General features: G+C 71.6%; 20 protein-coding genes. 4 read left to right on the top strand and 16 right to left on the bottom strand.

Annotated features, from left to right (window positions below; all coding sequences use genetic code 11):
* Nucleotides 1-158: 158 nt before the first annotated feature.
* The 5 genes from GTY47_RS39185 to GTY47_RS39165 form a co-directional block, all read right to left on the bottom strand.
* Nucleotides 159-344 (bottom strand): hypothetical protein, encoded by a 186-nt coding sequence (locus GTY47_RS39185; protein WP_010041838.1) that lies wholly within the window; start codon nucleotides 342-344, stop codon nucleotides 159-161.
* Nucleotides 345-542: 198 nt separating this feature from the next.
* The gene (locus GTY47_RS39180) at nucleotides 543-1,073 is read right to left on the bottom strand and encodes a hypothetical protein (RefSeq protein ID WP_040903413.1); all 531 of its coding nucleotides are present in this window, start codon (nucleotides 1,071-1,073) and stop codon (nucleotides 543-545) included.
* A 35-nt stretch (nucleotides 1,074-1,108) separates the two neighbouring features.
* Nucleotides 1,109-1,684, bottom strand: coding sequence for a GNAT family protein (locus GTY47_RS39175; RefSeq protein ID WP_010041834.1), 576 nt, complete (start codon nucleotides 1,682-1,684; stop codon nucleotides 1,109-1,111).
* Complete coding sequence (locus GTY47_RS39170) at nucleotides 1,662-3,908, bottom strand: MMPL family transporter (protein WP_010041831.1); 2,247 nt, start codon at nucleotides 3,906-3,908, stop codon at nucleotides 1,662-1,664. The genes GTY47_RS39175 and GTY47_RS39170 overlap by 23 nt, the downstream gene beginning before the upstream one ends.
* 156 nt (nucleotides 3,909-4,064) lie before the next feature.
* Nucleotides 4,065-4,475 (bottom strand): hypothetical protein, encoded by a 411-nt coding sequence (locus GTY47_RS39165; protein WP_010041828.1) that lies wholly within the window; start codon nucleotides 4,473-4,475, stop codon nucleotides 4,065-4,067.
* A gap of 190 nt (nucleotides 4,476-4,665) precedes the next feature.
* Between GTY47_RS39165 and GTY47_RS39160 the strand changes: the two genes are divergently transcribed.
* Nucleotides 4,666-5,475, top strand: coding sequence for a methyltransferase domain-containing protein (locus tag GTY47_RS39160; protein ID WP_010041827.1), 810 nt, complete (start codon nucleotides 4,666-4,668; stop codon nucleotides 5,473-5,475).
* Nucleotides 5,476-5,541: 66 nt separating this feature from the next.
* Here GTY47_RS39160 and gatB read toward each other — a convergent pair whose 3' ends face one another.
* From gatB to GTY47_RS39110, 10 genes are all read right to left on the bottom strand, one after another.
* The gene (gatB, locus tag GTY47_RS39155; RefSeq protein WP_010041825.1) at nucleotides 5,542-7,056 is read right to left on the bottom strand and encodes an Asp-tRNA(Asn)/Glu-tRNA(Gln) amidotransferase subunit GatB; all 1,515 of its coding nucleotides are present in this window, start codon (nucleotides 7,054-7,056) and stop codon (nucleotides 5,542-5,544) included.
* A 15-nt stretch (nucleotides 7,057-7,071) separates the two neighbouring features.
* Nucleotides 7,072-7,311 (bottom strand): hypothetical protein, encoded by a 240-nt coding sequence (locus tag GTY47_RS39150; protein ID WP_010041822.1) that lies wholly within the window; start codon nucleotides 7,309-7,311, stop codon nucleotides 7,072-7,074.
* Nucleotides 7,308-8,807, bottom strand: coding sequence for an Asp-tRNA(Asn)/Glu-tRNA(Gln) amidotransferase subunit GatA (gene gatA / locus GTY47_RS39145; RefSeq protein ID WP_010041820.1), 1,500 nt, complete (start codon nucleotides 8,805-8,807; stop codon nucleotides 7,308-7,310). Before gatA ends, GTY47_RS39150 begins: the two co-directional genes overlap by 4 nt.
* 6 nt (nucleotides 8,808-8,813) lie before the next feature.
* The gene (gene gatC, locus GTY47_RS39140; protein ID WP_004925108.1) at nucleotides 8,814-9,110 is read right to left on the bottom strand and encodes an Asp-tRNA(Asn)/Glu-tRNA(Gln) amidotransferase subunit GatC; all 297 of its coding nucleotides are present in this window, start codon (nucleotides 9,108-9,110) and stop codon (nucleotides 8,814-8,816) included.
* A 325-nt stretch (nucleotides 9,111-9,435) separates the two neighbouring features.
* A complete protein-coding gene (locus tag GTY47_RS39135; protein WP_010041813.1) occupies nucleotides 9,436-11,733 on the bottom strand; it encodes a bifunctional diguanylate cyclase/phosphodiesterase in 2,298 nt (765 codons plus the stop codon).
* A 256-nt stretch (nucleotides 11,734-11,989) separates the two neighbouring features.
* Nucleotides 11,990-14,185 (bottom strand): NAD-dependent DNA ligase LigA, encoded by a 2,196-nt coding sequence (gene ligA / locus GTY47_RS39130; protein ID WP_010041811.1) that lies wholly within the window; start codon nucleotides 14,183-14,185, stop codon nucleotides 11,990-11,992.
* A 15-nt stretch (nucleotides 14,186-14,200) separates the two neighbouring features.
* Complete coding sequence (locus GTY47_RS39125; RefSeq protein WP_010041810.1) at nucleotides 14,201-15,208, bottom strand: methionine synthase; 1,008 nt, start codon at nucleotides 15,206-15,208, stop codon at nucleotides 14,201-14,203.
* Nucleotides 15,209-15,237: 29 nt separating this feature from the next.
* Nucleotides 15,238-15,936: an SDR family oxidoreductase gene (locus GTY47_RS39120; protein ID WP_029181303.1), complete on the bottom strand. Its 699-nt coding sequence runs from the start codon at nucleotides 15,934-15,936 to the stop codon at nucleotides 15,238-15,240.
* A gap of 41 nt (nucleotides 15,937-15,977) precedes the next feature.
* Nucleotides 15,978-16,517, bottom strand: coding sequence for a TIGR00730 family Rossman fold protein (locus GTY47_RS39115; RefSeq protein ID WP_010041808.1), 540 nt, complete (start codon nucleotides 16,515-16,517; stop codon nucleotides 15,978-15,980).
* The gene (locus GTY47_RS39110; protein ID WP_010041807.1) at nucleotides 16,514-17,317 is read right to left on the bottom strand and encodes a class I SAM-dependent methyltransferase; all 804 of its coding nucleotides are present in this window, start codon (nucleotides 17,315-17,317) and stop codon (nucleotides 16,514-16,516) included. Before GTY47_RS39110 ends, GTY47_RS39115 begins: the two co-directional genes overlap by 4 nt.
* 81 nt (nucleotides 17,318-17,398) lie before the next feature.
* Between GTY47_RS39110 and GTY47_RS39105 the strand changes: the two genes are divergently transcribed.
* Nucleotides 17,399-17,722 (top strand): DUF427 domain-containing protein, encoded by a 324-nt coding sequence (locus GTY47_RS39105; RefSeq protein ID WP_010041806.1) that lies wholly within the window; start codon nucleotides 17,399-17,401, stop codon nucleotides 17,720-17,722.
* 61 nt (nucleotides 17,723-17,783) lie between these two features.
* Complete coding sequence (locus GTY47_RS39100; protein WP_010041804.1) at nucleotides 17,784-18,566, top strand: alpha/beta hydrolase; 783 nt, start codon at nucleotides 17,784-17,786, stop codon at nucleotides 18,564-18,566.
* Between the two features lie 34 nt (nucleotides 18,567-18,600).
* Here the strand turns inward: GTY47_RS39100 and mnmA are convergent, their stop codons facing one another.
* A complete protein-coding gene (mnmA, locus tag GTY47_RS39095; RefSeq protein WP_010041801.1) occupies nucleotides 18,601-19,731 on the bottom strand; it encodes a tRNA 2-thiouridine(34) synthase MnmA in 1,131 nt (376 codons plus the stop codon).
* Between the two features lie 59 nt (nucleotides 19,732-19,790).
* Here mnmA and GTY47_RS39090 point away from each other — a divergent pair, with 59 nt between their 5' ends.
* Nucleotides 19,791-20,456 carry a peptidoglycan recognition family protein gene (locus GTY47_RS39090; RefSeq protein WP_010041799.1) on the top strand — a complete coding sequence of 222 codons (666 nt, stop codon included), beginning with the start codon at nucleotides 19,791-19,793 and terminating at the stop codon, nucleotides 20,454-20,456.
* Nucleotides 20,457-20,467 lie beyond the last annotated feature (11 nt).

Here is a 20,467-nt window from a genome sequence, read left to right as displayed (position 1 = left end):
CGGCGGCGCGGCACCGGTTCGGCCACGACGGACCACCGGACCGCCGGCCGCTGCCGCCCGGACGACCGAACCGGCCGCCGCCTCCGGGCGGACCGCCACAGCGTCAGCGGCCGCTTCCCCACCGACGATCACGGAGGCGGCCGGTCCCGCCCCCGTGTTCACGCGGCCCGGGCGGACCGTGGCCGGCGGAAGCGGCGGCTATGGCTCTCGTGCTCGGCGGAGCCTTCGGCGGCTTCGCGGCGGGCGGCGCGGCGGGCCCGGGCGGCCTCGCGGACCTGGCGCTCGTGGTCGGCGCGGCGGATGAGGTCGGCGGCGCGCAACTGCTGGAACTCGTACTCGTACATGGCGTGTCCTTGGTGAGAGGTCGGGTCGAGGGCTTCGCTTTCTGCGATGCCTCCACCTTCGTCTCCCAGGCGGGGCTGCCACATCGGGAGAGTTCCGCATCTTCGGGGGCGGGCGGGGCCTTAGACACGGCTGAGGGGCCTCAGGGCCTCCGTAAGGTGCTCACGGATGCCCTAAGACCCCTCAGGAGCTGCGGAACCTCAGCTGGCCGACGGCAGTCCGAGGAGGATGCCGGTGTACTTGAGGACGGCCAGGAACAGGCCGATCACGCCGAGCGCGACACCCGCCCAGGCGACCGACTTGATCCAGGGGGCCTGGACCCTGCCAGGGGTGCCGAAGGCCGGCCGGGCCAGCACGAAGACGCCGACGATCAGCGCCGTCACCGCGAACAGGCCGCCCCACAGGGCGGTGGTCTGCCAGGCGTCGCCGTAGACCGCCTGGATCTGCTTGGCCACGCCCGCGTTCTGCGCGGTCTCCAGCTGACCGACGAGGTTCTGCCGTGCGGCAGCCACCGTGCCGATCCAGCTGCCGGTGAGCGAGACGACGCCCAGTGCGGCGGAGACCACGGCGGCAGCGCCCTGGCCGACGCCGGAGGCGCCCTCCTCCTTGGTCTCGGCGGCCTCGGCCGGGACCTCGGTCCGGGTCACCTCGTCGGACTTGGTGGTGTCCACCGCCTTCTCGTCGGTCGTGGCCTCGGTGGCCTCGGTCTCGTCCACTGCGTTCGTTGCCATGTGTCGCACCGTAGGGTCGCTGTCTGAGAAGTCTCTTAATGATCGTCGTGAGCGGCACGCGCGCGTGCGGCACGCCACTCGGGCGCCAGCACCGACCAGACTTCGAGATCGTGCCGTACGCCACCATAGGGGTGGGCCTCGCGCCGCACACCGTCACGGGTCATGCCGAGGCGCCGCGCCACGTTCAGACTCGCCTGATTGCCCGAAGCGGCGATCCACTCGATCCGGTGAATGCCGCGCTCTTCGACCGCCCAGTCGATGAGGACGCGCATCGCCCGGGTGACCAGTCCCCGCCCGGTCCCGGCGGGCTCCAGCCAGCAGCCGACCTCGCAGTTGCCGCTCGCGGCGTCGAAGTTCAGGAACAGCACGCCGCCCACGAGCTTGCCGTTCAGCCACAGTCCGTGCAGCGAGCGGGTGTCGGCGGCGCGCATGTCGGCGTACCGCTGGAGCAGGGCCCGCGCGGACTCCACGTCCGTCTCCTGTGACCCGAAGCCGATGAACCGCCCGATGAAGTCCCTGCCCCGCTCCAGGTGCGCGAAGAACTCCTCCGCGTGCCAGGGCTCCAGGGGGCGCAGTTCGGCGCCGTCGTCACCCAGGGATATCGCGTACATCCCGCTGCCGCTCCTCCTCCGCCAGGACGTCCGCCACCTCGGCGTCCGTCGCGGCGGCCAGCCTCTCATGGGCGGCACGGCTCTCGGGCGGTTCGATGCTGATGCGGGGCATGCGCGTGTCGAGCCAGCGGGGCAGCCACCAGTTGGCGCCGCCGAGCAGGTGCATCAGGGCGGGCACGAGGAGCGTGCGCAGGACGAAGGCGTCCAGGGCGACGGCGGCGGCCAGGGCGATGCCGAACATGGCGATCACGCGGTCGCCGCTGAGCACGAAGGCGAGGAAGACGGAGATCATGATGACCGCCGCCGAGTTGATCACGCGGCTGGTCTCGGCGAGGCCGACCCGGACGGCACGCCGGTTGTCGCCGGTCTCCAGCCACTCCTCGTACATCCGGCTCACCAGGAAGACCTGGTAGTCCATGGACAGGCCGAAGAGCACCGACACCATGATCACGGGCAGGAAGGGCTCGATGGGACCGGCGCTGCCGAGGCCGAGCAGTTCGCTGCCCCAGCCCCACTGGAACATCGCGACGACCACCCCGAAGGCGGAGGCCACGGCGGCGACGTTCATCGCGGCGGCCTTCAGCGGGATGCCGATCGAGCGGAAGGCGAGCAGGAGCAGCAGACAGCCCAGGCCGATCACGACCCCGACGAAGACCGGCAGCTTGGCGACGATGACGTCGGCGAAGTCGTCGTAGCCGGCCGTCATGCCGCCGACCTGCACGTCGAGCGAGGTGCCCGCCTCCGCCCGGGGCAGCACCTGGTCGCGCAGCCGGTCGACGAGGTCGCTGGTCTGCTTCGACTGCGGCGAGGACTCCGGTACGACGGTGAGGTACGCGGTGTCGCCGCCGGAGCCGAACGTCACCGGCGTCACCGAGGCGACGCCCTCGGTGCTCCGGAGCGTGGCGTCGAGGTTGTCCAGGGCGAGCTTGTCGTCCGCTCCGTCGACCTTCGTGACGAGGGTGAGCGGGCCGTTGACGCCCGGGCCGAAGCCCTCGGCGAGGAGGTCGTAGGCCTGGCGGGTGGTGGATGTCTTCGGGTCGTTGCCCTGGTCGGAGGTGCCCAGGTGCAGGGAGAACGTGGGCAGCGCGAGGACGGCCATGACCACCAGGGCGACCACGCCGAGCACCTTGGGGTGGCGCTCGACGAATGCCGACCAGCGGGCGGCGAAGCCCGTGGGCAGTTCGGGTTCGGGCCCGTGCTCCGCCAGGCGGCGGCGCTCGCGGCGGCTGAGCGCCCGCATGCCGATGAGGGACAGCAGGGCGGGCAGCAGCGTCACGGAGGCCGCGACGGTGAGGATCACGGTCAGACTGGCGGCGAAGGCGACGCCGTTGAGGAAGCTCAGCCGCAGGATCAACATGCCCAGCAGGGCGATGCAAACGGTGGCACCCGCGAAGACGACCGCCCGTCCCGTGGTCGCGACGGCGTTGGTGGCCGCCTCGGTGACGGACAGCCCGCGTTTCAGCCCGCGCCGGTGTCTGGTGACGATGAACAGCGCGTAGTCGATGCCGACGCCGAGCCCGATCAGCATGCCGAGCATGGGGGCGAAGTCGGCGACGGTCATGGCGTGCCCGAGCAGCACGATCCCGGCGTAGGCGGTGCCGACGCCGACCAGGGCGGTGGCGATGGGCAGCAGTGAGGCGGCGAGCGAGCCGAAGGCGAGGAACAGCACGACCGCTGCGACCACCACGCCGATGACCTCGGCGAGGTGCCCGCCGGAGGACTGGGTGAGCCCGACGGCGCTGCCGCCCAGCTCCACCTGGAGCCCGTCGGTCTCCGCGCTCTTCGCGGTGTCGACGACGGCCTGCGCCTCGCTCTTGCTGATGTCCTGCGCCGGGTCGTCGAAGGTTACCGTGGCGTACGCCGTACGGCCGTCCTCGCTGACGCGTCCCGTGCCCGGCCCGTCGTAGGGGCTGGTCACGGAGGCCACGCCGGGCAGGTTCTCGACGCGTTCCAGGGCGCGGGTCATCGTCTGCTCGACGTCGGCGGCGCGGACGCTGCCGGAGCTGGTGTGCCAGACGACGGTGTCGCTGTCGCCGCCGAGTCGCGGGAAGCCCTCGTGCAGCAGCTGGGTGGCGCGGCCCGACTCGGTGCCCGGGACCTGGTAGTCGTTCGAGTACGCGGAGCCGGCGACGGCGGCCCCCGCGGCCACCCCCGCGAAGGCGAGGAGCCACAGCAGAACGGTGACCAGACGGCGTTGGACACACCAGCGTGCGAGGGCTGCCACGAAACGTGCTCCCAGGGTGACTTTTTTGGATCTTTGACCGGGAACAGTTGTCCATGAACTGAACAGCCCGCAAAGAACGCATGAGCAATGCGGAATCACTCTTACAGGCGAACGAGATCATTTGTCGGTTTCGTGGGCTTATTCACAGCGATGCGGTCAGTCGAACTGATCCCCCAGCGCCATCACCATCACGCCGGCGATCAGCAGCCACAGCGCCCGTCGGGTGCGTCCGCGGGCGCCCAGCACGGCGGCGCCCGCGCAGACGGCCGCGCCGCAGGCGTACGCCGCCGGGACGAATGCCGGTGCGGAGCGGGTGAGGCGGAGCAGTGCCGCGGACAGCCCTGCCAGGGTGAGCGCGGCGCCGGTACCCGCCGCCGTCCAGCGGGCCCGCCGCGCGCCCTCCGCCGGATCGTCGGCGTCGTCCGGCTCGTCGTCCGGCTCGTCGTCCGGCTCGGCCGGTTCGTCATCGGGCTCGTCCGGCGCGGCATCCGGCTCGGTGTCCTGCGCGGCGGCTGCCTCCGGGTCCGTTATCTCAGGATCGGTGTCGGAATCAGCGCGTCCACTCATGGCCGAGACGGTAGCGCGTCGGGCGGGAAAACCGGGTGCGGGGCCGACGGGCCGGCTGCTAGCGTCCGCGGGTCCGAGGAACGCCCGCGGCACGTCGCCGCCCGGCCGAAGCAGGTGCATTGTTTGACGGTCCGACCGAGCTCCTACGCATCCCCCTTCTTCCTCAAGGACTCAAGGAGCCCGTTCACCGATGTCCGACATCGCTTCCAGGACCTCGAACGACCATCTCACTGACCGTCTGACCCACCCCCGCTACCCCCGCAGCAACGCCTACGACGCCCGCTGGACCATCGAGAACCAGATGGGCCCGAACGCTCTGTGGCTGCTGGAGTGGCTGGCCCCGGCGCTGGGCCTGGAGCAGCTGCCCCCCGGCGCGCGCGTGCTCGACCTGGGCTGCGGACGCGCCATGACGTCCGTGTTCCTCGCGAAGGAGTACGACGTCCAGGTCGTCGCCGCCGACCTGTGGATCAAGCCCGACGAGAATGCGGCGCGGATCGCCGAGGCCGGCGTCGCGGACCGCGTCCTGCCCGTGTTCGCGGAGGCGCACGACCTGCCGTTCGGCGCGGGCAGCTTCGACGCGATCGTCTCCGTCGACGCCTACCAGTACTTCGGCACCAACGATCTGTATCTGCCCACCGTGACCCGGCTGCTGAAGCCCGGCGGGCGGATCGGCGTCGTCGTACCGGCGCTGCGCGAGGAGATCGACGGCGTCGAGCCGCCGGAGCACCTGAAGGAGTACTGGCGGAAGGACCCGGGCTTCTGGGCGTTCCACTCCCCCGCCTGGTGGCGGCGGCAGTGGACGCGCACCGGGGCCGTGGAGGTCGAGACGGCCGACTGGCTGGAGGACGGCTGGCGCGACTGGCTCCTGTGGAGCGAGGTGTGCGCCGAGGAGAGCCCGAGCGAGTTCATGGCGGACATGGCTCGCTGGTCGGTGGAGCTGATGCACGCCGACGAGGAGCACGTCCTCGGTTTCGCACGCGTCGTGGGGCGCCGCCTCTGATGCGGCACACCTGGGGGGATGCACCGGTCCCGATGCATCCCCCCAGGGCTGTGGAAAACGCCGGGCTCAGCCCTCGCTGACGCCCAGCTTCTGAAGGATCAGCTCCTTGACGCGGGCCGCGTCGGCCTGGCCCCGGGTCGCCTTCATGACCGCGCCGACCAGCGCGCCGGCCGCCGCCACCTTGCCGCCGCGGATCTTGTCCGCGATGGCCGGGTTGCCGGCGATCGCCTCGTCGACGGCGGCCGTGAGCGCGCCCTCGTCGGAGACGACCTTCAGACCGCGCTTGTCGACGACCTCGTCCGGGGTGCCTTCGCCCGCGAGGACGCCTTCGATGACCTGACGGGCCAGCTTGTCGTTCAGGTCGCCCTTCGCGACCAGCTCGGTGACCCGCGCCACCTGCTGCGGCGTGATCGCCAGCTCGTCGAGCGCCTTGCCCGACTCGTTGGCGCTGCGGGCCAGCTCGCCCATCCACCACTTGCGGGCGGAGGCGGCGTCGGCCCCGGCCTCGATGGTGGCGACGATGGGCTCCAGCGCACCGGCGTTGAGGATCGCCTGCATGTCGGTGGCCGAGACGCCCCACTCCTCGCGGAGCCGGTTGCGGCGGACCAGCGGCAGCTCGGGCAGCGCGGCCCGCAGCTCCTCGACCCACTCCCGGGACGGGGCCACCGGGACGAGATCGGGCTCCGGGAAGTACCGGTAGTCCTCGGCCTCCTCCTTCACCCGGCCCGAGGTCGTCGACCCCGTGTCCTCGTGGAAGTGCCGGGTCTCCTGGATGATCGTCCCGCCGCTGCTCAGCACGGCCGCGTGCCGCTGGATCTCGAAGCGGGCCGCGCGCTCCACGGACCGCAGCGAGTTGACGTTCTTCGTCTCGGAACGCGTGCCGAACTTCTCGGTGCCGTTCGGGCGCAGCGACAGGTTCACGTCGCAGCGCATCTGGCCCATCTCCATACGGGCCTCGGAGACGCCGAGCGCCTTGATGACCTCGCGCAGCTCACGGACGTACGCCTTCGCCACCTCGGGGGCGCGCTCGCCCGCGCCGACGATCGGCTTGGTGACGATCTCGATGAGCGGGATGCCGGCGCGGTTGTAGTCCAGGAGCGAGTGCGAGGCGCCGTGGATGCGCCCCGTCGCACCGCCCACGTGCGTGGACTTGCCGGTGTCCTCCTCCATGTGGGCGCGCTCGATCTCCACGCGGAAGGTCTCGCCGTCCTCCAGCTGTACGTCGAGGTAACCGTTGAAGGCGATCGGCTCGTCGTACTGGGAGGTCTGGAAGTTCTTCGGCATGTCCGGATAGAAGTAGTTCTTCCGGGCGAAGCGGCACCACTCGGCGATCTCGCAGTTCAGCGCGAGGCCGATCTTGATCGCGGACTCGACGCCGGTCGCGTTGACGACCGGGAGCGCGCCGGGCAGGCCGAGGCACACGGGGCAGGTCTGCGCGTTGGCGTCCTGGCCGAGGGCGGTCGAGCAACCGCAGAACATCTTGGTCTTGGTGCCGAGTTCGACATGGACCTCGAGGCCCATGACGGGGTCGTACGACGCGAGTGCTTCCTCGTACGACACCAGGTCGGTCGTGGTGGTCACGGTGAAACTTCCCTCTCAGCCCAGCAGGACGTCGTCGTCGCCCAGCCGCTTCAGCTCGCGGTACAGGATCGCGAGACCGGTGACGATGGCGACGGCGGACACGGTGGCGTCGATCAGGACCAGGGTGTCCTTCTCGGCGCGGGCCTTCTTCAGCCGCTTGGCGACGCCGATCGCGCCGAACGCGGTACCGGCCATGGACAGGTACGTGCCGGACCTGGACTTCTTGAAGCCCTTGGCCTTGGTCAGTGCACTCACAGCGACGGAGCCTCCTCGATCAGCGGGTGGCCCCACTTTTCCACGAAGGCGGCCTCGACGGCGGCGCCGACCTTGTAGAGGCGGTCGTCCTTCATGACCGGGGCGATGATCTGAAGACCGACCGGGAGGTTGTCCTCCGGGGCGAGACCGCACGGCAGCGACATGGCCGCGTTGCCCGCCAGGTTGGTCGGGATGGTGCACAGGTCGGCGAGGTACATCGCCATCGGGTCGTCGGCGCGCTCGCCGATCGGGAAGGCGGTGGTCGGGGTCGTCGGGGAGACGATCACGTCGACCTGCTCGAACGCCTTGTCGAAGTCCTGCTTGATGAGCGTGCGGACCTTCTGGGCGCTGCCGTAGTACGCGTCGTAGTAGCCGCTGGACAGCGCGTACGTGCCGAGCATGATGCGGCGCTTGACCTCGGGGCCGAAGCCGGCCTCGCGGGTCAGGGAGGTGACCTCCTCGGCGGAGTGCGTGCCGTCGTCGCCGGTACGCAGGCCGTAGCGCAGGCCGTCGAAGCGGGCGAGGTTGGAGGAGCACTCGGACGGCGCGATCAGGTAGTACGCCGACAGCGCGAGGTCGAAGGACGGGCAGTCCAGCTCGACGATCTCGGCGCCCAGTTCCTTCAGCAGCGCGACGGACTCGTCGAACCGCTGGATGACACCGGCCTGGTAGCCCTCGCCGCGGAACTGCTTGACGACGCCGACGCGCATGCCCTCGACGCTGCCGTTGCGGGCGGCCTCGACGACCGGCGGGACCGGGGCGTCGATCGAGGTGGAGTCCATCGGGTCGTGACCGGCGATCACCTCGTGCAGCAGGGCCGCGTCCAGGACCGTGCGGGCGCAGGGGCCGCCCTGGTCCAGGGAGGAGGAGAAGGCGACCATGCCGTACCGCGACACCCCGCCGTACGTCGGCTTCACGCCGACCGTGCCGGTGACGGCGGCGGGCTGGCGGATGGAGCCGCCGGTGTCGGTGCCGATGGCGAGCGGGGCCTGGAAGGAGGCGAGCGCGGCGGAGGAACCGCCGCCGGAGCCGCCGGGGATCTTGGTCAGGTCCCAGGGGTTGCCGGTCGGCCCGTAGGCGCTGTTCTCGGTGGAGGACCCCATGGCGAACTCGTCCATGTTGGTCTTGCCGAGGATGACCACGTCGGCGGCCTTGAGCCGCTTGGTGACGGTCGCGTCGTACGGCGGGAGCCAGCCTTCGAGGATCTTCGAACCGACGGTGGTCGGGATCCCCTCGGTGGTGAAGATGTCCTTGAGCGCCAGGGGAACGCCGGCCAGCGGGCCGAGCTTCTCCCCCTTGGCGCGCTTCTCGTCGACGGCACGGGCCTGGGCGAGCGCGCCCTCGCGGTCGACGTGCAGGAAGGCGTGCACCTTCTCATCGACGGCCTCGATCCGGGCGAGGTGGGCCTCGGTGACCTCGACGGCCGTGAGCTCGCCGGAGGCGATCTTCGCGGCGGTCTCGGCGGCCGTGAGCTTGATGATGGGGCTGTCCGTCATGGCGGGTTACTCCTCCCCCAGGATCTGCGGCACCTTGAAACGCTGCTGCTCCTGGGCCGGGGCTCCGGAGAGCGCCTGCTCGGGGGTGAGCGAGGGACGGACCTCGTCCGGGCGCATGACGTTCGTCAGCGGGAGCGGGTGCGAGGTCGGCGGTACGTCTTGGTCGGCGACCTCGCTGACGCGGGCCACCGCGCCGATGATGTCGTCCAGCTGGCCCGCGAAGTGGTCAAGCTCTTCGGGCTTCAGCTCCAGACGCGCCAGCCGGGCGAGGTGGGCGACCTCCTCGCGCGTGATGCCAGGCATGCAGCGATCCTCTGGGGTGAGTGTGTGTGGTTGGGGCCTAGGGCCTGGCGTCACATTCCCGTCGTCCGCCCGGAGGGCGGGCCGTGCGGCCTCCGGCGCGAGCGATCGCAAGGCGCCGGAGCGTCCTCGTGGCGGGGCCACGTGGGCGGTTCGGCAACGCGGCGAGCGTGCGTGCCAGGCGTCGCACGGCAGGCGGGAATGTGGCGCCAGGCCCTAATCCTATGGGGCGGGCAGGTGTGAGCGTGAAACGGTTTGCCCGGCCCCGGCGGCCCGGCCCCGCCGGAGTCGTTCAGGACCGGAGACCGAACCGGTCCGGGCCGGGGCCTCAGGCGATGCGGCCCGAGTCGTCCGCCGTCGCCGCCGGGAGGGCGGCCCGGGGACGCTGCCAGCCGCGGGAGCCCCGGGCGCGGAGCCAGGCCGTGGTCTCCTCGGGGGGCATCGCGGCGGCGACCAGCCAGCCCTGGACGGCGTCGCAGCCGAGGTCGCGCAGGCGCTCCCAGGTCTCGTCGTCCTCGACGCCCTCGGCGACGACGAGCAGACCGAGGGAGTGCGCCAGGTCGACCGTGCAGCGCACGATCTCCGCGTCCTCCGTGTCGACGGCGAGCCGGGCGACGAAGGAGCGGTCGATCTTCAGCTCGCTGACCGGGAGCTTGCGCAGGTGCACCAGCGACGAGTAGCCCGTGCCGAAGTCGTCCAGGGACATCTTCACGCCGTGCCCGGTCAGTCCGTTGAGGGTGTCGGCGGCGCGCTGCGGGTCCTCCAGGAGGACGTGTTCCGTTATCTCCAGTTGGAGCGCTCCCGCCGGGACGCCGTGCCGGGCGAGCCGCGCGGCGACCGAGCCGGCGAAGCCGGGGGTGTGCACGTCACGCGGGGAGACGTTGACCGCGACCGGGACGAACAGCCCCTGGGCCCGCCACCGCGCGACCTGGCCGAGCGCGCTCTCCAGGACGTACTCGGTGAGATGGGGCATCAGGCCCGAGGACTCGGCGATCGCTATGAACTCGTCCGGCGGCACCTTGCCCCGCTCGGGGTGCACCCAGCGGACCAGGGCCTCCAGGCCCGCGACCTGTCCGTCGAAGCGGACCTTGGGCTGGTAGTGCAGCTCGACCTCGTGCGCGTCCAGCGCCCTGCGGAGATCTCCCAGCAGACCGAGCCGGTCCGGGGTGTTCGAGTCGCGCTTCGACTCGTAGACCTCCACGCCCGTGCGGTCGCGCTTCGCCTGGTACATCGCCACGTCCGCCCGCCGCAGCAGCCCCTCGGCGTCCAGCGCGTGGTCGGGGAAGACGGCGACCCCGGCGCTGGCCTCCAGGACGAGGGTGAGGCCGTCGAGGTCGAGCGGGGAGCTGAGCGCGGAGACCAGGTTGCGGGCGACCCGGGTCGCGGAGGTGGTGGAGTCGGCGACGGGCAGTAAGACGGCGAACTCGTCCCCGCCGAGCCGCGCGGCCTCCGCCCCGCGCGGCAGCGCCACCCGCAGCCGGTCGGCGATCTGGAGGAGCAGCCGGTCACCGGCCAGATGACCGAGCGTGTCGTTGACGGACCGGAAACGGTCGAGGTCGATCAGCATCAGGGCGGCGCGCGCGTTGATCCGCTCGGCGTCGTCCAGCGCGGTCCAGATGCGCTCCAGCAGCCACTGGCGGTTGGGCAGCCCGGTCAGCGGGTCGCGCAGCTGCTCCTCGGCCCGGGCCCGGGCTATCCAGAGCGTGGAGTCCAGGGCGATGAGGGGAATGGAGAACAGCGGCAGCAGGATCGGCTTGGCCATGGCCACCACGCAGACCAGCGGCGCGATCCCCAGCAGCGCGACCGCGACCAGGCCCTGTCTGACCAGGGCGGTGCGGGCGACGGTGGGCAGACCGGGGCGCGGGGCGTGCAGGAACCAGAGCAGGACGCGGGTGACCGCCAGGTAGGAGACGGCGACCATGACGACCTCGGGCGCGGTGTAGAGCGTCCAGCTGTCGGGATCCGAGGGGGACTCGACGGACGGTACGGATCCGAAGACGCCCAGCACCAGGGCGCCGGCGCCGATGCCGAGGAGGTCGACCGCCCCGTGCAGGATGCCCTGGCGCCAGCGGTTGCGGCGGGCTATGCCGACCAGTACCACGACCGTGAGGCTGACCATGCCGGCCGGCAGCCAGCCGTACAGCAGCAGCACGGCGAGCGTGAGGGCGGCGCCCGAGCCGGTGCCACCCCACCAGCGGGAGCGGCCCAGCATGACGAGGTGGCCGACGATGATGCCGGTCAGCACGGCCAGCGCCCAGCCGGCCGTGCCGGACGGGAAGAGCGCGTGGCCGCCGGTGAAGGCGCGGTAGAAGCCGGCGCCCAGGACGAACCCGGCCGCCGCGACGACCGCCGCGGGCAGCGCGGGCCAGGACAGGTGCCGTTCGGGGTCCGCGTCCGCACCGGTCAGGCCGGACGTGTGCTCGGTGGCCGGCTGTGCGGCACCGCGGCCGTCCGCCGCGGCGCGCCCCCCGGAGGTGTGCCCGTCCGCCGTGTACTGTCCGACGGCGCGCACTTGCGCGCCCGGACGCCCCGCCGGCCGGCCCGTCCCACGTACTGCACGCCAGACGACCGCCATGCGGCGCAGGCGCAGCCGTGAGCCCGGCACGGCGCTCTCGGTCGGTTCCATTCCCGTCCCTCTCACAGCCGGCGGTGCCCACGCCCCGCGGCCCGGTGCCCGACAACCCTCAACGGCCCGCGTTGGGAAAACCTTCCCCGTGCTCCGCGAGCACGAAGATGCCCCGACCGCAGCTGGGCACGGCAGGCGCACATCTCAACAGTAGGCCGCAGAAGGCATCCACGGGCAGCGGTCGCCGACGGTTGCCCGAATGCGCCCCGGCCACCCGTATGCATCTGGTATGCGCCGAACGGGTGGCCTTCAACCGCTACTCCTCGGCCGAAAGAGCGACTTCGGCCGCCGCGTCCGGTCCTTGTTCCAGCAGGACGCCGAAACCCTCCTCGTTCAGGACCGGGACCTTCAGCTGCATCGCCTTGTCGTATTTCGAGCCAGGGTTGTCACCCACAACGACGAACGACGTCTTCTTCGAAACCGATCCGGTCACCTTCGCTCCGCGGCTCTGCAACGCCTCCTTGGCGCCGTCCCGCGTGAAGTGTTCGAGAGTGCCGGTGACGACGACCGTGAGCCCTTCGAGGGGGCGCGGTCCCTCGCCCTCGCCGGTGCTCTCCTCCTCCATGCGGACACCGGCGGCCTTCCACTTTCGGATGATCTCGCGGTGCCAGTCCTCGGCGAACCACTGCTTGAGGGAGGCGGCGATGGTCGGGCCGACGCCCTCGGTGACCGCCAGTTCCTCCTCCGTGGCCTGGTCGATGCGCTCGATCGAGCGGAACTCGCGAGCCAGTGCCTCGGCGGCGACCGGTCCGACATGACGGATCGACAGACTGGTGATGATCCGGGCGAGCGGGCGCTGCTTGGCCGCAGCGATGTTCTCCAGCATGGCGAGCGCGTTCTTACGGGGCTTGCCCTCCTGGTTGGCGAAGATCGTGGCGACCTTCTCCTCACCGGTCTTCGGGTCGCGCTTGGGCAGGCCGCTGTCCGGGTCGAGGACGTACGCCTTGATGGGCAGCAGCCGGTCGACGGTGAGGTCGAAGAGGTCGCCCTCGTCCACCAGCGGCGGGTCCTCGGGCTCCAGCGGCTTGGTGAGGGCGGCGGCGGCGACGTAGCCGAAGTGCTCGATGTCCAGCGCCTTGCGGCCCGCGAGGTAGAACAGGCGCTCGCGCAACTGGGCCGGGCAGGTGCGGGCGTTCGGACAGCGCAGGTCGACATCGCCCTCCTTCATCGGCCTGAGCGCCGTACCACACTCGGGGCACTCGCTCGGCATCACGAACTCGCGCTCGGTGCCGTCGCGCAGGTCGGCGACGGGCCCGAGGATCTCCGGGATGACGTCACCGGCCTTGCGCAGCACCACCGTGTCACCGATGAGGACGCCCTTGGCCTTGACCACGTCCTGGTTGTGCAGCGTGGCGAACTCGACCTCGGAGCCCGCGACCGTGACCGGCTCGACCTGGGCGTACGGCGTGACCCGGCCCGTGCGGCCCACGCCCACGCGGATGTTGATGAGCTTGGTGTTGACCTCCTCCGGCGCGTACTTGTACGCGATCGCCCAGCGCGGGGCGCGCGAGGTGGAGCCGAGGCGGCCCTGGAGGGGGATCTCGTCCAGCTTGACGACCACGCCGTCGATCTCGTGCTCCACGGAGTGGCGGTTCTCGCCGAAGTACGCGATGAACTCCCGTACGCCGTCGAGGCCGTCGACCACCTTGTTGTGCCGGGAGGTGGGCAGGCCCCAGGTCCCCAGCAGGTCGTAGGCCTGGGAGAGGCGGGTGAGGCCGGTGAAGCCCTCCAGGGCGCCGATGCCGTGGACCACCATGTGCAGCGGGCGGGTGGCCGTGACGCGCGGGTCCTTCTGGCGCAGCGAACCGGCCGCCGCGTTGCGCGGGTTGGCGAAGGGCTTGTCACCTGCCGCGACCAGACGGGCGTTGAGCTCCTGGAACTTCTCCATCGGGAAGTAGACCTCGCCGCGGATCTCCACGAGGTCGGGGACAAAGTCGCCCTTGAGGCGCTCCGGGATCTCCGCGATCGTCCGGACGTTCGGGGTGATGTCCTCGCCGGTGCGGCCGTCACCGCGGGTCGCCGCGCGCGTGAGACGGCCGTGCTCGTAGGTGAGGTTCACGGCGAGGCCGTCGACCTTGAGCTCGCACAGGAAGTGGTAGTCCTGCTCGCCCAGTTCCCTGGCGATGCGCTCCGACCAGGCGGCGAGCTCCTCGTCGTTGAAGGTGTTGTCGAGGGAGAGCATGCGCTGGCGGTGCTCGACCGCCGTGAACTCCGTCTCGTACGCGCCGGCGACCTTCTGGGTCGGTGAGTCCGGGGTGCGCAGCTCCGGGAACTCCTCCTCCAGCGCCTCCAGGGAACGCAGCAGTTGGTCGAACTCCGCGTCACTGACGACGGGAGCGTCCTTCACGTAGTAGCGGAAGCGGTGCTCCTCGATCTGCTCCGCGAGGCGCGCGTGCTTCTCCCGTGCCTCGGCGGGCACCGTCGTCGTCTCCGCTTGCTTGTCGCCGGCCACCGTGTCGTCCTCCCGTTACTCTGGGTTGTCCGCGAGGGATCTCGCCGCCCGGACGCAGTGGGCGAGAGCCGTGCGCGCGTACCCCGGGGAGGCCCCCGCGAGTCCGCACGCCGGCGTGACCGTGACCGCCTCCGCGAGAAGCCCCGGTGACAGCCCCAGCCTGCGCCACAGCGTCCTGACACCCATGACGCTACCGGCAGGGTCTGACAATGGTCCCTCCGCGGACGGGACGACACCGGTGAAGAGCCGGGTGCCGGCCTCCACCGCCTCGCCGATCACCTCGTCGTCACGCTCGGTGAGCAGGGAGAAGTCGAAGGAGACGGCCGCGGCGCCCGCCCGGCGCAGCAGGGCGAACGGGACGTCGGGGGCGCAGGAGTGGACGACGACCGGCCCGCCGGTGTGCACCCCGACGAGGTCGCGCAGCGTCTGCTCGACGACCTGCCGGTCGACGGCCCGGTGGGTGCGGTAGCCGCTGGCCGTCTTCACCTGGCCGCGCAGGACGGCGGTGAGGGACGGCTCGTCGAGCTGGAGGACGAGCCGCGCGCCGGGGACACGCCGCTGGACCTCGGCGAGGTGCAGGCGGAGCCCCTCGGCGAGCGAGGCGGCGAGGTCGCGGCAGGCGCCGGGGTCGGAGAGGGCGGCCTCGCCGTTGCGCAGCTCCAGATGGGCGGCGAGGGTCCAGGGCCCCACGACCTGCACCTTCAGCGGCCCCGCGTACTCCTGCGTGAATTCCTCCAGCGCGTCGAGGTCCTCGCCGAGCCAGGAGCGGGCCCGTCTGGTGTCCCGCCCCGGGCGGTCGCCGAGTCGCCAGCCGCTGGGCTCCACGCGCGCGTACAGCTCGACGAGCATGCCTGCGGTCCGCCCGATCATGTCCGCGCCGGGTCCGCGGGCGGGCAGTTCCGGCAGGAAGGGGAAGTCCTCGAAGGTTCCGGTGACGGTTCTGACGGCCTCCCGGGCGTCGCCCCCGGGCAGGGAGCCGACACCTGTGGCGGCACCGAACCTGAACTGGCTGTTTTCGCTCACCGGAGCAGCCTACGCAGCGGCCCGGCCGGTCAGTTCCCCGGACGTACCGTCAGGTCGTTGACCTCGGCGTCCCTCGGCAGGTCCAGGGCCATCAGGATCGTCGTGGCGACCGACTCGGGGTCGATCCACTTCGACGCGTCGTACTCCTTGCCCTCCTGCTGGTGGACCTTGGCCTGCATGGGGCTGGCCGTGCGGCCGGGGTAGACCGAGGTGACGCGGACACCGCCCGCGTGCTCCTCGTGGCGCAGGGAGTCGGCGAGGGCCTTCAGACCGTGCTTGGAGGCCGCGTACGCGGACCAGCCGGCGTGGGCGCTCAGCCCGGCGCCGGAGTTGGCGAAGACCACGTGGCCGCGGGCGGCGCGCAGCTGGGGCAGGAAGTGGCGGGTCAGCTCGGCCGGGGCGACGAGGTTGACGTTGAGCTGGTGGCGCCAGGTCTTGGGGGTGAGCTCGCCGACCGGACCGAGGTCGACGACCCCGGCGATGTGCAGCAGCGAGTCCACGCGGTCGGGCAGCGACTGGTGGGAGAAGGCCCAGGAGAGCCTGTCGGGGTCGGCGAGGTCACCGACCAGGGTCCTCGCCCCGGGGAACTCGGCCGCCAGCTCCTTCGCGCGGCCCGCGTCGCGCGCGTGCAGCACGAGGTCGTCCCCGCGTGCGTGCAGACGGCGGGCCACGGCCGCGCCGATGCCGGAACCGGCTCCGGTGATCACATGAGTAGCCATGCCCGCCATGCTCGCATCACACGGGAGTCACCCGGGGCATCGGCCCGGGCTCACTCCACGCCCCGGCTCTCCTCCAGGTACGCCAGCGCACCCACCGGCTCCTCGGCGAAGAACACCAGGTCGGTGAGGGGGCGGGGCAGGAAGCCTTCGTCCTCCATGCGGCGGAACTGCTCCTTCAGGCCGTCGTAGAAGCCCGCGGTGTTCAGCAGGACCACGGGCTTGTCCGTGTGGCCGTGCTTCTTCAGTTCCAGGATCTCCGTCGCCTCGTCGAGCGTGCCGGTCCCGCCGACCATGATCACCACGGCGTCGGCCTTCTCCAGGAGCAGCTTCTTGCGCTCGGCGAGGTCACGGGCGACGACCATCTCGTCGACACCGGGGCGGGCCTTGGCCGAGAGGAACTGCACGGAGACGCCGACGAGCCGGCCGCCCGCCTCCTGCACCCCGTCGGCGACCACCTTCATGAGGCCGACGTCGGAGCCGCCCCACACGAGGGTGTGGCCGCCCTTGCCCAGCAGCTTGGCGAACTCCCGCGCGGGACGGGTGTAGCGCTCGTCGAGGTCGGCGGCGGAGAGGAAGACACAGATGTTCATGAGCCCACCGTACGGGCCCGGTCCGCCGTCGTGGTGATCCGCATTTTGGACTGCCGGTGCGGCAGTTGTTCCCAGTCGTCCATGAACCGGGCGTCCAGGCCGTACCGGGCGGCGAGTTCGGTCAGCGTCGCGGTCCGGTAGTAGAAGTCCTCGTGCAGCACCTGGTGCTCCTCGCCCTCGGTGCGGTCGAACGTGAAGTCGAAGAACCCGCCGGGCGCGAGGATCCGGCCGACGTGGGCGAAGCACTCCTCGATGACGTGCAGCGGCGAATGCGAGAAGACGCTGTGCGCGTGCACGACGTCGAAGTGCCCGTCGGGCAGAAAGGCGAAGGTGAGGTCGTCCGCGAGCGCCAGGTAGGGCAGTTTGGACTGGAGGCCCTCGGCCACGAGGGTGTCCTGGGCGGCCAGCAGGATGTGCGGCGAGATGTCGATGCCGTAGTAGTGCCCGGCGTCGAGGTGGTCGATGAACAGCCGCCCGGCGCGCAGGTTGCCGCAGCCGATCTCCAGCATGCGGTGGTGCGGCTGGAGGCCGTGTCCCACGAGGTAGTCGAACTGCATGCGCCCGATCCGCGCCCACGCCTCGCGCGAGGGGTTGTGCCCCACCGCCGCCTCCGCGCTGCGCGCCGCGTCGGAGGCCATCACGGCGCGGTAGTAGGCGATGTGGTCGCGGTACCGCAGCCGCAGCCAGGCGTCCCGCACCGCGCGCCGGGCGTGCGCGGGAACGCGCTCCGGGTGGCGCAGGGCGTACCGGATCTGGTGGACCAGGGCGCTGCGGTTTCCGGCCGGTTCCGTGGCTCGCATGGGTGGCCTCCTGCGGCGAGGGAAGAACTCCGCTTCAGCGTGCGCTGTATCCGGGAAGTCGGCTACCCAAGGAGGGCGATCGTGACCACCGGGCATCGCATCACCATCGAGCGGAGCGACCGGCCCGTGCGCGTGGCGCACGCCGGGCAGGTCCTGGCCGAGAGCGACCGGCCGCTGGTCCTGCGCGAGACGGGCTGTCCCGACCGCTACTACATCCCGGCCGAGGACGTCCGCCTGGACCTGCTGACCCCGTCCGGCACGCGCACGTACTGCCCGTTCAAGGGCACCGCGTCCTACTGGTCGCTGCCGGACGCCGCGGACCTCGTCTGGGCGTACCCGGAGCCCGAGCCGGGCGTCGCGGAGATCAAGGACCACCTGTGCTTCTACGAAGTCGACGTGCTGTGATCGGCTGACGCACGGCCCGCCTCACCCATGAACACCGTGCCGTGCGGCAGTCTGCACTGACATGGACAAGAGGATCCTTTCGCGCGACGGCACCCGCATCGCCTACGAGAGCACCGGCCGGGGCCCCGCCGTCGTCCTGGTGAGCGGTGCGATGTCGACGGGCGGCACCCTGGCGCCGCTCGCCGTGTCGCTCTCGGAGCGTTTCCAGGCCGTCGTGTACGACCGCCGGGGCCGCGGTGCCAGCGGGGACACGCCGCCGTACGCCGTGGAGCGCGAGGTCGAGGACCTCGCGGCGGTGATCGAGGCGGTGGGCGGCGAGGCGTTCCTGTACGGCATCTCGTCGGGCGGGGCGCTGGTGCTGGAGGCGGCGGCGAGCGGTCTGCCGGTGCGGCGGGCCGCGGTGTACGAGACGCCGTTCGCGATGTCGGAGGAGGGTGCCGAGGAGCGCGCCGAGTACACCCGGCGGCTGACGGAGGCGCTCGGTGAGGGGCGGCGCGGGGACGCGGTCGAGCTGTTCCTGCGGCTGACCGGCCTGGCCGAGGGGGTGATCCAGGGCGCCCGCCAGTCCCCCATGTGGGCCGGCATGGAGACGATCGCCCCGAGCCTCGCCTACGACGACGCCGTCATGCGCGACGGGCGGGTCCCCCGGGACCGGCTGGCGTCGATCGGCGTTCCCGTCCTGGCGGTCGCGGGCGACGCGAGCCCCGACTGGCTGCGCGAGGCGGCCCGGGCGATCGCGGAATCCGTCCCCCAGGGGTCGTACCGGACGCTCCAGGGCCAGACGCACATGGTGGAGCCGAATGTGCTGGCGCCGGTGCTGGTGGAGTTCTTCTCACGGGGGTGACAGGGACGGGGGGCCTGCCCGCACGTCCGCAGCGTCAGGCCACGCCCGCCGCCGCTCGCCTGGTCGACGCGATCGTCGCGGAGCCCACCACGCGCGTGCCGTCGTACAGGACGATCGCCTGGCCGGGGGCGACGCCGCGGACCGGCTCGGCGAAGGACACCTCCAGCCGGCCGTCGACCAGCTCGGCGGTGACCTCGGTCTCGCCGCCGTGTGCGCGGAGCTGGGCCGTGTAGGTGCCCGGGCCGGTGGGGGCGGCGCCGCACCAGCGCGGCTTGATCGCGGTCAGGGCGCTGACGTCCAGGGCGTCGGCCGGGCCGACGGTGACCGTGTTGGTGACCGGGGAGATGTCGAGGACGTAGCGCGGCTTGCCGTCGGGCGCCGGGGTGCCGATGCGCAGGCCCTTGCGCTGGCCGATGGTGAAGCCGTACGCGCCCTCGTGCGTGCCGAGCCGGTTGCCGGACTCGTCGACGATGTCGCCCTCGGAGCGGCCGAGCCGGTTCGCGAGGAAGCCCTGGGTGTCGCCGTCGGCGATGAAGCAGATGTCGTGCGAGTCGGGCTTCTTGGCCACCGCCAGGCCCCTGCGCTCGGCCTCGGCGCGGATCTCGTCCTTGGTGGTGAGCGTGTCCCCGAGCGGGAACATCGCGTGGGCGAGCTGCTTGTCGTCCAGGACGCCGAGGACGTAGCTCTGGTCCTTGGCCATGTCGGAGGCGCGGTGCAGCTCGCGGGTGCCGTCCTCGTGCACGATCACCTTGGCGTAGTGGCCCGTGCAGACCGCGTCGAAGCCCAGCGCGAGCGCCTTGTCCAGCAGCGCCGCGAACTTGATCTTCTCGTTGCAGCGCAGGCAGGGGTTGGGGGTGCGGCCGGCCTCGTACTCGGCGACGAAGTCCTCGACGACGTCCTCACGGAAGCGGTCGGCGAGGTCCCACACGTAGAAGGGGATGCCGATGACGTCCGCCGCGCGGCGGGCGTCGCGCGAGTCCTCGATGGTGCAGCAGCCCCGCGCGCCCGTCCGGAAGGATTGCGGGTTGGCGGAGAGCGCGAGGTGGACGCCGGTCACGTCGTGGCCCGCCTCGGCCGCGCGGGCGGCGGCGACGGCGGAATCGACTCCGCCGGACATGGCGGCCAGGACGCGGAGGGGACGGGAGCGCTGCGGGGTGTGAGTCATAACGCTTCCAGGGTACGGGGCGCGGGAACCAGGGCGGCCGGGTATCCGTTGGCGATCACATGGGGGCGAGACGAGCATCCAAGGACACGGACCGGCGCATCGGGCGGCGGGCCCTGATCGTCGGCGGGGCGGCGGCCGCCGCGGGTTCCGCGGTGCTGGCCCGGGACGAGCTGGGCCGGCTGTGGTGGCGCGTGCCGGGCGTGGAGAAGCCCCGCAAGGAGGGCGAGGTCGACTACGCGGGCGCGCGCTGGGTGGCCGCGTCGGACGCGAACTGGCGCCGTGCGGACCGGCCCGACGACTACGGCATAGACATGGTGGTCGTCCATGTCACCCAGGGCAGCTTCGACAGCGCGGTGAAGGCGTTCCAGGACCCGGCGCACAAGGCTGCCTCGCACTACATCGTCCGCAAGGACGGGCACATCGCCCAGATGATCCGCGAGCTCGACGTGGCATACCACGCGGGCAACCGCGACTACAACGAGCGCAGTGTCGGCATCGAGCACGCGGGTTTCGTGGACCGGCCGCAGGACTTCACGGACGAGATGTACGAGGCCTCGGCCCGCCTCACGGCCCGGATCTGCGCGCGCTACGACATACCCGTCGACCGCGAGCACATCATCGGCCATGTGGAGGTCCCGGGCACGGACCACACGGACCCGGGGCCGCACTGGGACTGGGACAGGTACATGCGGCTGGTGCGTGCGGCGCGTACGACACCGGCCTGACCGGTCGAGCG

Origin of the sequence: Streptomyces sp. SID5464, from assembly GCF_009862985.1 — a bacterium.
Taxonomy (GTDB): domain Bacteria; phylum Actinomycetota; class Actinomycetes; order Streptomycetales; family Streptomycetaceae; genus Streptomyces; species Streptomyces chartreusis_D.
This window is presented reverse-complemented; position numbering and strand designations above follow the sequence as displayed.

Excerpts from the sequence above, each read along its gene's own strand:
- GTY47_RS39185 (WP_010041838.1), bottom strand. The coding sequence starts at position 344 with ATGTACGAGTACGAGTTCCAGCAGTTGCGCGCCGCCGACCTCATCCGC.
- GTY47_RS39180 (WP_040903413.1), bottom strand. The coding sequence starts at position 1,073 with ATGGCAACGAACGCAGTGGACGAGACCGAGGCCACCGAGGCCACGACC.
- GTY47_RS39175 (WP_010041834.1), bottom strand. The coding sequence starts at position 1,684 with ATGTACGCGATATCCCTGGGTGACGACGGCGCCGAACTGCGCCCCCTG.
- GTY47_RS39165 (WP_010041828.1), bottom strand. The coding sequence starts at position 4,475 with ATGAGTGGACGCGCTGATTCCGACACCGATCCTGAGATAACGGACCCG.
- GTY47_RS39160 (WP_010041827.1), top strand. The coding sequence starts at position 4,666 with ATGTCCGACATCGCTTCCAGGACCTCGAACGACCATCTCACTGACCGT.
- gatA (WP_010041820.1), bottom strand. The coding sequence starts at position 8,807 with ATGACGGACAGCCCCATCATCAAGCTCACGGCCGCCGAGACCGCCGCG.
- gatC (WP_004925108.1), bottom strand. The coding sequence starts at position 9,110 with ATGCCTGGCATCACGCGCGAGGAGGTCGCCCACCTCGCCCGGCTGGCG.
- GTY47_RS39135 (WP_010041813.1), bottom strand. The coding sequence starts at position 11,733 with ATGGAACCGACCGAGAGCGCCGTGCCGGGCTCACGGCTGCGCCTGCGC.
- GTY47_RS39120 (WP_029181303.1), bottom strand. The coding sequence starts at position 15,936 with ATGGCGGGCATGGCTACTCATGTGATCACCGGAGCCGGTTCCGGCATC.
- GTY47_RS39115 (WP_010041808.1), bottom strand. The coding sequence starts at position 16,517 with ATGAACATCTGTGTCTTCCTCTCCGCCGCCGACCTCGACGAGCGCTAC.
- GTY47_RS39110 (WP_010041807.1), bottom strand. The coding sequence starts at position 17,317 with ATGCGAGCCACGGAACCGGCCGGAAACCGCAGCGCCCTGGTCCACCAG.
- GTY47_RS39100 (WP_010041804.1), top strand. The coding sequence starts at position 17,784 with ATGGACAAGAGGATCCTTTCGCGCGACGGCACCCGCATCGCCTACGAG.
- mnmA (WP_010041801.1), bottom strand. The coding sequence starts at position 19,731 with ATGACTCACACCCCGCAGCGCTCCCGTCCCCTCCGCGTCCTGGCCGCC.
- GTY47_RS39090 (WP_010041799.1), top strand. The coding sequence starts at position 19,791 with ATGGGGGCGAGACGAGCATCCAAGGACACGGACCGGCGCATCGGGCGG.